At 62.2% G+C, this 11,326-nt stretch carries 12 protein-coding genes and 1 riboswitch; of the genes, 3 read left to right on the top strand and 9 right to left on the bottom strand.

Annotated features, from left to right (window positions below; genetic code table 11):
• From ACORLH_RS04145 to thiC, 7 genes are read right to left on the bottom strand one after another with little or no spacing between them, the layout of a single operon-like run.
• On the bottom strand, positions 1 to 717 hold the full coding sequence (locus tag ACORLH_RS04145) for a hydroxymethylpyrimidine/phosphomethylpyrimidine kinase (RefSeq protein ID WP_321831344.1): 717 nt from the start codon (positions 715 to 717) through the stop codon (positions 1 to 3).
• Positions 717 to 1,673 carry a HesA/MoeB/ThiF family protein gene (locus ACORLH_RS04140; RefSeq protein ID WP_321831343.1) on the bottom strand — a complete coding sequence of 319 codons (957 nt, stop codon included), beginning with the start codon at positions 1,671 to 1,673 and terminating at the stop codon, positions 717 to 719. The genes ACORLH_RS04145 and ACORLH_RS04140 overlap by 1 nt, the downstream gene beginning before the upstream one ends.
• Positions 1,670 to 2,260: a thiamine phosphate synthase gene (locus ACORLH_RS04135; protein ID WP_321832767.1), complete on the bottom strand. Its 591-nt coding sequence runs from the start codon at positions 2,258 to 2,260 to the stop codon at positions 1,670 to 1,672. The genes ACORLH_RS04140 and ACORLH_RS04135 overlap by 4 nt, the downstream gene beginning before the upstream one ends.
• A 14-nt stretch (positions 2,261 to 2,274) precedes the next feature.
• Complete coding sequence (locus ACORLH_RS04130) at positions 2,275 to 3,030, bottom strand: thiazole synthase (protein WP_321831342.1); 756 nt, start codon at positions 3,028 to 3,030, stop codon at positions 2,275 to 2,277.
• Between the two features lie 2 nt (positions 3,031 to 3,032).
• The gene (gene thiS, locus ACORLH_RS04125; protein ID WP_321831341.1) at positions 3,033 to 3,230 is read right to left on the bottom strand and encodes a sulfur carrier protein ThiS; all 198 of its coding nucleotides are present in this window, start codon (positions 3,228 to 3,230) and stop codon (positions 3,033 to 3,035) included.
• Positions 3,220 to 4,158, bottom strand: coding sequence for an FAD-dependent oxidoreductase (locus ACORLH_RS04120; RefSeq protein WP_321831340.1), 939 nt, complete (start codon positions 4,156 to 4,158; stop codon positions 3,220 to 3,222). The genes thiS and ACORLH_RS04120 overlap by 11 nt, the downstream gene beginning before the upstream one ends.
• Positions 4,155 to 5,978: a phosphomethylpyrimidine synthase ThiC gene (gene thiC, locus ACORLH_RS04115; RefSeq protein WP_321831339.1), complete on the bottom strand. Its 1,824-nt coding sequence runs from the start codon at positions 5,976 to 5,978 to the stop codon at positions 4,155 to 4,157. The genes ACORLH_RS04120 and thiC overlap by 4 nt, the downstream gene beginning before the upstream one ends.
• Before the next feature lie 110 nt (positions 5,979 to 6,088).
• Positions 6,089 to 6,219: riboswitch (TPP riboswitch) on the bottom strand.
• A 103-nt stretch (positions 6,220 to 6,322) separates the two neighbouring features.
• Between thiC and ACORLH_RS04110 the strand changes: the two genes are divergently transcribed.
• Both ACORLH_RS04110 and ACORLH_RS04105 read left to right on the top strand, forming a co-directional pair.
• Positions 6,323 to 7,090, top strand: coding sequence for a hydroxypyruvate isomerase family protein (locus ACORLH_RS04110; RefSeq protein WP_321831338.1), 768 nt, complete (start codon positions 6,323 to 6,325; stop codon positions 7,088 to 7,090).
• A 54-nt stretch (positions 7,091 to 7,144) separates the two neighbouring features.
• A complete protein-coding gene (locus tag ACORLH_RS04105) occupies positions 7,145 to 8,137 on the top strand; it encodes an aldose epimerase family protein (protein WP_321831337.1) in 993 nt (330 codons plus the stop codon).
• Positions 8,138 to 8,188: 51 nt separating this feature from the next.
• Here ACORLH_RS04105 and gap read toward each other — a convergent pair whose 3' ends face one another.
• A complete protein-coding gene (gap, locus tag ACORLH_RS04100; RefSeq protein ID WP_321831336.1) occupies positions 8,189 to 9,193 on the bottom strand; it encodes a type I glyceraldehyde-3-phosphate dehydrogenase in 1,005 nt (334 codons plus the stop codon).
• A 268-nt stretch (positions 9,194 to 9,461) separates the two neighbouring features.
• Here gap and ACORLH_RS04095 point away from each other — a divergent pair, with 268 nt between their 5' ends.
• Positions 9,462 to 9,980, top strand: a complete 519-nt coding sequence (locus ACORLH_RS04095; protein WP_058242971.1) for a winged helix DNA-binding protein — start codon at positions 9,462 to 9,464, stop codon at positions 9,978 to 9,980.
• Between the two features lie 31 nt (positions 9,981 to 10,011).
• On the opposite strand, the gene ACORLH_RS04090 is transcribed toward ACORLH_RS04095, so the two are convergent.
• The gene (locus tag ACORLH_RS04090; protein WP_321831335.1) at positions 10,012 to 11,322 is read right to left on the bottom strand and encodes a TRAP transporter large permease subunit; all 1,311 of its coding nucleotides are present in this window, start codon (positions 11,320 to 11,322) and stop codon (positions 10,012 to 10,014) included.
• Positions 11,323 to 11,326 lie beyond the last annotated feature (4 nt).

Below are 11,326 nucleotides of genomic sequence, written 5' to 3'. Positions count from 1 at the left end.
TCAAGCCGCCTGCAAATAGGCAGTCACATGGGCCTTGGCCTGTTTCACGGCCTCAGGCAGGGGCTGCACCAAGGCCAGCCCACAGGCAATGGCCGCCGCCAGGGTGCAGCCGGTGCCACGGCGGGTGCCGGGTAGGCGCGGGGCTGTGAAGGTCGTGACCTGATCCGCCATGACCAAACGGTCCACGGCCTCAGCCCCGATGTCATGCCCGCCTTTGACCAGCACCGCACCCGCACCGGCCTGTAACAGGGCCGCAACCGGATCATCGGCGCCCAGACCCTCCCCCAGACGGGCCAGTTCGGGCAAGTTCGGCGTCACCAGATCGACCTGCGGCAACAGTTCGGTCAGCACCGCAAGCCCCGCCGCATCCAAAAGCGCCTTGCCGGAAGAGGATGCAATCACCGGATCCAGCACCACCGGCACCCCTTTGGGCAGATCAGTTCGCAGCGCCTCAGCGACGGCCCGCACCACCACGGCATTGCCCAGCATGCCGATTTTCACCGCGGCCACAGGCCCCTGCAGGAACGCAGCCCGGATCTGCGCTTGCACCAGGTCTGCCGCACAGATGTCCGCACGCAAAACCGCGCTGTCGGTCTGTGCCGTCACCGCAGAGACCGCCACCCGTGCAGCGATGTTGAAAGCTGCTGCCGTGGCACAATCGCGCAACAGACCGGCCCCGCCGGAGCTGTCCATACCACCGATCATCAAAACAGCCATCAGCCGTCCCCCGCCGCCAGAAGCACCAGATCCCGGTGCCCTGCTGCCGCCAATTGATCCGCCGCCGCCCAGGCACGCAGCCCGCTGCGACAGGCCAGAACGGTGCGACCGGCGACCTTGGGCAAATTGCTCAGATCCCTCGCCGGGACACGGGTGGCCTGTGGCAAGGCAAGAGTGGCCTCCTCCGCCGGGCGCAACTCAATCACCCGATCCTGCGGCAGAACCTGCGAAGTGGCGACAAAACCATGCCCTGCAACCTCCTCCGCGCCATCAAACCGGAAGGAGGACACCCGCCAATTGGCCAGATCCACCTGCATCATCTGCCCAAGCGGGCTGGGCGCCAATCCCAGAAGACAGGACAAAACCATCTGCGCCTGCAGCGCGCCCAGGGTGGCAACCACCGGGCCCAGAACGCCGGCCTCGGCGCAGGTCTGGCAATCGGTGGGCAGATCGGGAAACACCGCGCGATACGACGGCGCGCCGCCACAAAATCCGCCGACATAACCGCTGCGCCCCAGCACTGAAGCTGAAATCAGCGGCACAGCCAGATCGCGGCAGGCATCAGACAGAACATAGGTGGCTGCAAAGCTGTCTGCCGCGTCCACCACCAGATCGATGCCCTTTAGCGCGCCAATCACAGATGCCGCATCCAATCGAGCCATCTGGGTGGAGGCAGAAACCTCAGGGTTCAGAGCCATCGCCATCTGCGCTGCCAGAACGGCCTTGCTGCGGCCGATATCAGACTGACGAAACAGGGTCTGGCGGTGCAGATTGCTTTCCTCAACCCGGTCGGGATCCATCAGGTGCAAATGGCCCACACCGGCGCCCGCCAAGGCTGGAATTGCCGTGGCGCCGAGGCCGCCGCAGCCCACAACCAAAACCCGTGCCGCCCGCAGGCGGCGCTGCCCGGCCGGGCCGACCTCAGCCAGTTGTTCCTGCCGGGCGTAGCGGTTCATCGCGTGGCCTCCAGCCACTGGCGGGTGCGGGCCTCGGGATCTTCAGCCAGCAAAATATCGGTGACAACCGCTGCACTGTCTGCCCCTGCCTCAAAGACGCCGGGCAGCCGTTCAGGTGTCAGCCCGCCGATGGCCACCAGAGGCAGGTCGCCAACCCGCGCCTTCCAGCGCTTTAGCTTCTCCAAACCCTGCGGTGCCCAGGGCATTTTCTTGAGCTTGGTTTCATACACCGGCCCCAGGGCCACATAGGCCGGATCATGGCTGAGCGCGCGATCCAACTCGGCCTCATCATGGGTTGAGAGGCCAAAGCGCACACCCTTCTGGCGCAGCGCCTCGATATCGGCGGTGTCCAGATCCTCCTGCCCCAGATGCACAAAGGTGCAGTTCAACTCCATCGCCAATTGCCAGTGATCATTCACCACCAGCTGGGCCCCATGCACCGCGCAGAGATCCCGCGCCCGGGCGATCTGACGGCGCAATTCGGCCTCGGGCTGGTCCTTCAGGCGCAGCTGCACCAGCTTAACCCCCTGCGGCACCAGCAGTTCCAATTCGGCCACATGGCCCACGATCAAATAAAACCGATCCAACATCTTCTCTTTCCTCAAAGCTGTGCGAGGCCAAAAATCGGGGTGGAGGCCACTGCCATATCGCGTTTGGGCATCAACCCGGCCTGCGCCGCCATCTGTCCGGCCGCCACCGCCTGACCAAAGGCCGCCGCCATGCCAACCGGATCCAACGCCTTGGCCACGGCCGTGTTCAAAAGCACCGCGTCATAGCCCAGTTCCATCGCCTGTGCGGCCTGTGACGGCGCGCCGATACCGGCATCCACAACCAAGGGAATATCCGGAAAATGCGCCCGCATGCTGCGCAGCCCTTCCAGATTGCGCAGGCCCTGCCCGGATCCGATGGGCGCGCCCCAGGGCATCAGCACCTGACAGCCGGCCTCCACCAGTTTTTCGCCAAGGATCAGATCCTCCGTCGTGTAGGGGAACACCTGAAACCCATCGGCACACAGCGCGCGCGCGGCCTCCACCAGTGCAAAGGGATCGGGTTGCAGGGTGTCGGCATGGCCGATCACCTCCAGCTTGATCCAACCGGTGCCAAATACCTCGCGTGCCATCTGGGCGGTGGTGATCGCTTCGGCGGCTGTGTGACAGCCCGCAGTGTTGGGCAGAATGCGACAGCCGGTTTCCGCGATCAGCTGACGGAAATCCGCGCCACCGCGCCCTTCGCGGCGCAGTGAAACGGTGATCACCTCAGCCCCTGAGGCGGCAATCGCCTGCTGTAACACCGCAGGGGAGGGATATTGCGCCGTGCCCAGCATCAGCCGGCTTTTCAGGTCTACGCCATAAAACATCGCTAGCCCCCCTGCATCGGCGCAAGGACTTCAATCCGATCACCGTCATTGAGCGGATGATCCGCACGAGCCCCCCGCGGCACAAACTGACCGTTCACCGCCGTGGCGACGGCCGCCACCTCAAACCTCTGTTCGGTCAACAGATCCGCCAGTGTTTCTACCTGAGCTGTCAGGCCTTTGCCGTTCACCTCAACCCGCATTTTGCAGCCCTCCCATCAGGTCATTGGCCAATTGCTCGGCCAGAACGGGTGCCATCAGGAACCCGTGGCGATACATACCGTTCATGTGAATGCGCCCGCCGGTCTGGCGGATCGCAGGGATGTTGTCGGGGAAGGCCGGGCGCAGACCGGCGCTGGCCTCAAGAATGCGCGCTTCGGCAAAGCCCGGATGCACAGTGTAGGCGGCGGACAGCAGTTCCATTGCGGCGCGTGCGGTGATGGCGCCACTGTCTTCGCTTTCGACCATTGTGGCACCGATCATGTAGCGGCCCAGCCCGCGCGGCACGATGTAACAGGGGAACCGCGGATGCAGCAGGCGCAGGGTCCGGCTGAGAGGCACATCGGGCGCCTCAACCAGCAGCATTTCACCGCGCACCGCCCTGAGATCGGGCAGCAGATCCCGTGCAGCCCAGCCCCGGCAGTCGATGATCTGGCCTTCCGGGCTGCCACGTTCCGCGAAACGCACTCCCAGCCCCTCGGCCCGCTGACGAAGTATGCTGAGGGCGCGACGCGGGTCCATATGGGCCTCAGACGCGTAGTAAAGCCCGCGGGCAAAACGGTTTTCCAGTGCCAGTTCCAATGTGGCGGGCACCACCCATTCATGAGCGCGGGTGGCCCGGGCAAACCGGTGCAGTTCCGCCTGATCCCGCGCGGGTGCCAGAACCAAGGTTCCCCGGCGGGTCAGCGGCCCGATCCGAGCCTCCCACCATGCGGCGGCGTCTTGACCGGCGCGCACCACCAGATCCGGGGCGCTTTCGCCTTCGCAGAAAGGGGCCAGCATCCCCCCCGCCAGCGCCGAGGCCGCAGTGACCGCCCGTGGATCGATCACCCGGACATCGGCGCCACGTTCTGCAAGGGCGGTGGCGGCGCAAAGCCCCGCCACACCGGCCCCCAAAACCGTGCAGATCATTCCGCCGCTTCCACCTTGGTGGCAGGCACATACAGCTCGCCCCCTTCCTGGAACTTCGCTGCCATTTTGGCAAAACCATCGGCCTTTTCGGCCTCGGCGCGGATGTCATGGCTGATCCGCATGGAGCAGAACTTGGGCCCACACATGGAACAGAAATGCGCCACCTTATGCGCCTCTTTCGGCATGGTTTCATCGTGGAAGTCACGCGCCGTATCGGGATCCAGTGAGAGGTTGAACTGATCCTCCCAGCGGAACTCAAACCGAGCGCGGCTGACCGCATCGTCACGCTCCTGCGCCCCGGGGTGGCCCTTGGCCAGATCGGCGGCATGGGCGGCCAGTTTGTAGGTTATCACGCCGGTTTTCACGTCGTCACGGTCCGGCAGGCCAAGGTGTTCCTTTGGCGTCACGTAGCACAGCATCGCGCAACCGTACCAACCGATCATGGCCGCGCCAATGGCGCTGGTGATGTGGTCATAGCCCGGCGCAATGTCGGTGGTCAGCGGCCCAAGCGTGTAGAACGGCGCCTCATGGCAATGTTCCAGCTGCTTGTCCATATTGGCCTTGATCTTGTGCATCGCGACATGGCCCGGCCCTTCGATCATCACCTGACAGTCTTTGGCCCAGGCGATTTTGGTCAGTTCACCCAGCGTCTCCAACTCGGCAAACTGCGCCTCATCATTGGCGTCCGCGATGGAGCCGGGACGCAGACCATCCCCCAGCGAAAAGGAGACATCATACTTGCGGCAGATGTCGCAGATCTCGTCAAAATGCTCGTAAAGGAAGCTTTCCTTGTGGTGATGCAGGCACCACTTGGCCATCATCGAACCGCCGCGCGACACAATGCCTGTCACCCGTTTCGCGGTCATCGGCACCATATGCAGACGTACACCGGCGTGGATGGTGAAATAATCGACGCCCTGTTCGGCCTGTTCGATCAGCGTGTCGCGGAACACTTCCCAGGTCAGGTCTTCGGCGATGCCGTTCACCTTTTCCAGCGCCTGATAGAGCGGCACCGTGCCGATCGGCACCGGTGCGTTGCGGATGATCCATTCACGGATGTTGTGGATGTTGCGGCCGGTCGACAGGTCCATCACCGTGTCGCCGCCCCAGCGGATCGCCCAGACCATTTTCTCCACCTCTTCCTCCATCGAGGAGGTAACGGCGGAGTTGCCGATATTGGCGTTGATCTTGACCAGGAAGTTGCGGCCGATGATCATCGGCTCCAGCTCACGGTGGTTGATGTTGGCGGGGATGATTGCACGGCCTTCGGCGATTTCCTGACGGACAAACTCGGGCGTCACCAGATCGGGAATGGCGGCGCCAAAGTCATGCCCGTCACGCGCCTTTTCCCAGGCTTCGATCCGGCCGTTGTTTTCGCGGATAGCCACAAATTCCATCTCAGGCGTGACGATCCCGGCTCGGGCATAGGCCAGCTGGGTCACGGCCTTGTCGCCTTTGGCGCGCAGCGGCGGGCGGATCGCGGGGAACTCAGGCACCAGCTTGTCGCCCTTGGCAAAGCCGTTGTCGGCTGCGGTGACCGCGCGGCCTTCATAGGCTTCGACGTCACCGCGTTCAGCCAGCCAGGCGCCGCGTTTGTCTTCCAGACCTTTGCGAATGTCGATCTCGGCCGCCGGATCGGTGTAGGGGCCGGAGCTGTCATAGACCACCTGCGGGGCCTCACCACCGCCGACGTGGATCTGGCGCATCGGCACCTGCACGTCATGGATCTGGCCGTGGACGTAAATCTTGGATGAAGCAGGCAGTCCACCGGTGGAAATCTGCGGGGTCGGAGCGTCCGTGGTCTTCGGTTCAGTGCTCATCTGGTGTCTCCTCAAGGTTCAAGACTCGAAAAGACCCAAGCCAAACGATGAGGTAGAAAGAGACCGCACTGGTCCCCAAAAAACAGGGCCCAATAGCGGCCCAAAGGGCGCAATGCTCCCCTTGGTCTCCCTACGCCAGTGTCAACTGGGTCAGGTTCTAAGGGTCGCGTCGCCGGTGCAAAGTTGCCTTTGCCCCTGTCAGCCTCTCAGTCCCCTTGGTGGGACTCCCCTGACGTGGCGCGAACATGCGGCGCGGGCGTCACGCTGTCAACCAACTTGCGCCACCCCTTGCGTCCGGGCACACCAAGAGGCCATAAAAAGGGCAGCAAAATCAGAGGGAAAGCATGGCGAAATTTTCTGCAAATCTGGGATTTCTTTGGGCTGACCTGCCCTTGCCTGCAGCGATCCGCGCCGCCCATGCGGCCGGGTTTGACGCGGTGGAATGCCACTTTCCCTATGATGTGGACCCAGATGAGGTGCGTGCTGCCCTGCAGGACACCGGGCTGCCAATGATGGGCCTGAACACAGCACCGGGTGATCTGGATGCAGGCGAATTTGGCCTGGCCGCCTTGCCCCACAGACAGGCCGCAGCCCGCGCCGCAATTGATCAGGCGATCGGTTATGCCGTCGCCACCAACATAGCCAATATTCACGTGATGGCAGGCAAGGCCGACGGGGCAGAAGCCCGTGCAGCATTTGTGGAAAACCTACGCTATGGCTGCGCGCGTGCCGCGGCGCATGGTCTGGCCCTGCTGATTGAGCCGATCAACAGCCATGACGTGCCGGGTTACTTCCTGACCACGCTCGACCAAGCGGCTGACATCATTGCTGAGGTGGGAGCAGACAATATAAAACTGATGTTTGATTGCTACCACGTGGCCCGCATGGGGGACGATGTGATCGCCGGATTGGCGCAACATGCGCCTTTGATCGGGCACGTACAGTTCGCCGGTGTGCCAGCCCGGGGCCGCCCGGATGTTGGGGATTTGGACTATCGCAGCGTCTTTGCGCATTTGGATCAGGCCGGATACAGCGCGCCCCTTGGGGCAGAGTATCGGCCCGAGGGCACGACCGAGGCCTCACTGGGCTGGCTGGACCTGTTTCAGGATTGACTCGCCCGATCTGCGAGGCCTTCATGTGAGCGATAACAATTGAAGGCCCCGACCATGAGCACACGGCATCCCTTTGGCACCACCCCCAATGGTGAGGTGGTTGAACGCGTGCCCCTGCAACGCGCCGGTGTGACCGCAAAGGTGATGACCTGGGGCGCCAGCCTGCAGGATTTCCGTGTCGAAGGCATCGGCCATGCGCTGGTTCTGGGGGCGCCTGACTTCCCCCCCTACCTTGATGAAATGCGCTATTTCGGGGCCATTGTGGGCCCTGTTGCCAATCGGATCGCCAAAGGCCGCGCGCCGCTGGGCGATCGGACACTGGAGTTGGAACGCAACGAAAACGGCATCACCACGTTGCATGGCGGCGACGACGGCATTGGGCAGGCCAATTGGCGGATCCTGTCACATAGTGAGGCCAGCGTGACCTTGATGATCACCCAAGCCGATGGTGTGGGTGGGCTACCGGGACCAATCACCCTCAAGGCGCGCTACAGTCTGGAAGAGGACAGCGCCCTGCTGTTGGAAATTGAGGCAACCGCTGAGCAGACCACCTATTGCAACCCGGCCCATCACAGCTATTGGAAGCTGGACACATCCCCTGCGCTACACGGCACAGAACTGCAGGTCATGGCCGAAACCTACCTGCCGCTGGATGATGAAAACATCCCCCTTGGCGCCCCGGCGCCGGTGATGGGCAGCGGATTTGATTATCGCAGCGCAGCCCCTGTTTTGCGGCCCGAAACAGAAGGGCTCGACCACAACTTCTGCCTTGCGGGGCAAGGGGATATGCCGCTGGCGGCGGTCGTGCAGACGGATAAGTTGCGGCTGGAGGTAGCGACCAATGAGCCGGGTCTGCAGGTCTATGACGGCGCGGGTCTCAACACCGGGCGCGGTCATCATCCCCACCCTTACGGCGCCAATGCCGGCCTTGCGCTGGAGCCGCAGCACTGGCCCGATGCGCCGAACCATCCGGAGTATCCGTCAATCCTGTTGGAACCGGGACAGACCTACCGGCAGACCAGCCGCTTCAAAATCAGCAGGATCTAACGCAAAAGGCCGGGGCGATCCCCGGCCTTTTTCCTGTTCTCTTCGGTGGGCTTAGCCCAGCGCTGCCATCGCACCTGCGGTGTCCAGCATCCGGTTCGAGAAGCCCCATTCGTTGTCATACCAGCTGAGGACACGCACCATGCCACCATCAGTGACCTTGGTCTGATCCGCGGCGAAGATCGACGAATGCGGGTTGTGGTTGAAGTCGCTGGAAACCAGCGGCAGGTCGTTGCGGGCCAGCACACCCTTCAGCGGACCTTCGGAGGCAGCGGCCTCAATCGCGGCGTTCACCTCTTCGACAGTGGTCCCTTTCTTCGGCATGAAGGTCAGGTCAACAACCGAAACATTCGGGGTCGGCACGCGGATGGCCGAGCCGTCCAGCTTGCCCTTCAGATGCGGCAGTACCAGCGACACGGCGCGCGCCGCACCGGTGGAGGTCGGGATCATCGACAGCGCCGCAGCCCGCGCGCGGTAGAGGTCCTTGTGCATGGTGTCCAGCGTCGGCTGGTCACCGGTGTAGGCATGCACGGTGGTCATGTAACCGGTCTCGATGCCGAAGGCATCGTCCAGAACCTTAGCAACCGGGGCCAGACAGTTGGTGGTGCAGGAGGCGTTGGAAACAACCATATCCTCGGCGGTCAGGTCCTGATGGTTCACACCAAACACCACCGTACGGTCGGCGCCGTCACCCGGGGCCGAGATCAGCACCTTATTGGAACCGTTTTCCAGATGCGCCGCGGCCTTTTCCCGTTTGGTGAAGATGCCGGTGCATTCCAGCGCGATGTCGACATCGCCCCAGGGCAGATCAGCAGGGTTGCGTTCGGCGGTCACACGAATGCGGTGACCGTTAACGATCAGGGCGTTCTCTTCCACCACAATGTCAGCGTTCAGATGGCCGTGCACACTGTCAAACTGCAGCAGGTGCGCGTTGGTGGCCACCGGACCCAGATCGTTAATCGCAACGATTTCAATGTCCTTACGCCCGGATTCGATCCACGCGCGCAACACGCAGCGGCCGATGCGGCCAAACCCGTTGATGGCAAGTTTCGTGGTCATGGGTGTCTCCTTCGTGGAATGCGGGGTCCGAATAGGTGCAATACAAGACGACTCGCGCCCTGCTAGCGCTAACGCGGATTAAACATATTAGCGCTAACATTGCGAGTGAAAATTGCGTGAATCGCGCAAAAGCGAAAGAAATCTTGGAAAAAGGGTAAATCAGGGAATAGGTGACTTTCTTTTCGGTGATTTGACGGTGTTATTCTGTTGCCGCACATAGGCAACACCTGCAAAATGTCAGAATATCCCCAAGGTAAAAGGGCTCACCATGACCGAACGTGCCGGAAAACGCCGCATTGTCTCCTCCCGCCATCTGGCTGAGGGCGATGGGTGGGAAATGTCCGAATTGGAATACGGGCTGATCATCATCCACAACGCGTTTAACCGCTGGATGCAGCGCTGTATGGCCGCCGCAGGCATGCCGGAACTGTCACCGCTGGAGGTTTTGGTGCTGCACAACACCAACCACCGTGACCGGGAAAAACGGCTGAGCGATATCTGTTTTCTGCTGAACCTCGAAGACACTCATACCGTCAACTATGCCCTGCGTAAGCTGTTGAAGATGGGGCTGCTGGATTCGGAAAAGCGCGGCAAGGAGGTGTTTTACACCACCTCCGCCGAAGGGCGCAGCCTGTGCGAACGCTATAAGGAAGTGCGCGAACAATGTCTGTTGGAAGTGCTGCCACGTGCGGGCATTGAGGGCGATGAGCTGCGCGAAATAGCGGCCTCGCTTCGGGCGCTGTCCGGCCTTTACGATCAGGCCAGTCGGGCGGCGGCCTCCCTCTAGGAGGCCACTGTCAGGTCTCGAGATCGCTGGCTTAGTTGCCCATCGCGTTTGGCAGCACGGTCACGATCCCCGGGAAGGCCGTGATCAGCAAAACGCCCAGCAATAGCAGGAAGAAGAACGGCAGCGCCGCCTTTGCGACCTTCAGGATGTTATATCCCGTAAGCCCCTGGATCACGAAGAGGTTGAAGCCCACCGGCGGGGTGATCTGGCTCATCTCCACCACCAGCACAAGGTAGATGCCGAACCACAGGGGATCGATGCCCACGGCCTCCACCATTGGCAGGATGATCGATGTGGTCAGCACCACGACCGAAATGCCATCGAGGAAACAGCCCAGGATGATGAAGAAAACAGTCAGCACCGCCAGCAGCGCATAGGGCGACAGGTTAAAGGTGCCGATCCAGGTTGCCAGATTGCGCGGGATCCCGGTGAAGCCCATGGCAATCGCAAGGAAGGCTGCGCCCATCAGGATAAAGGCAATCATGGCCGAGGTGCGGGTGGCCGACAGCAGCGCCTCTTTGAACTGGGCCATGCCAAAGCCACCAGACAGCATGGCAAGGATCAGCGACAGCACCACCCCGATCGCCGCCGCATCGGTGGGCGAGGCAACACCGGAATAGATCGTGCCGATCACACCGCAGATCAGCAGCAGCACGGGGATCAGCCGGCGTGAGGCTTTGAGCTTTTCCATGAAGGGCACCGCGGGCCCTTCATCGGGGATCAGATTCTTGTTCATAAACGCCCGCAGGGCAACATAGGCGGCGAACAGCCCCACCAGCATGGCGCCCGGCAGCACACCGGCCACAAACAAGCGGGCAATGGATTGTTCGGTGGCCACCCCATAGACAATCAGGATGATCGAGGGTGGGATCAACAGCCCCAGCGTGGCAGACCCTGCCAAGGTGCCAAGGATCAGACTGTCGGGGTAGCCGCGCTCTTTCAACTCAGGCACCGACATCCGGCCAATGGTGGCGGCAGTCGCGGCGGAGGAGCCGGAGACCGCAGCAAAGATCGCGCAGCCTAGAATGTTGACGTGCAGCAGACGGCCCGGTACCCGGCTGAGCCAGGGCGCCAGACCGCTGAACATATCCTCAGACAGGCGGGATCTGAGCAGGATTTCCCCCATCAGGATAAACAGGGGCAGCGCGGCCAGAGGCCAGCTGTGGCTGTGCCCCCAAAGGGTGGTGGCCAGCACCAGACCTTCGGGTGCGTTTGAAAAGAAGGCAATCGCGACAAAGGCCATCACGATCAATGACATGGCTACCCAAAGGCCCGCAGCCAGCAGCGCCAGCAAAACGGCCAGAAGGATCGAAAAGACGATAGGATCAGACAATTCAGGCATTTTG

Origin of the sequence: Thalassovita sp., assembly GCF_963691685.1 — a bacterium.
Classification (GTDB): Bacteria; Pseudomonadota; Alphaproteobacteria; order Rhodobacterales; family Rhodobacteraceae; genus Thalassobius.
The sequence above is the reverse complement of the archived record's forward strand: the minus strand, read 5'-3'. Positions and strand labels throughout refer to the sequence as shown.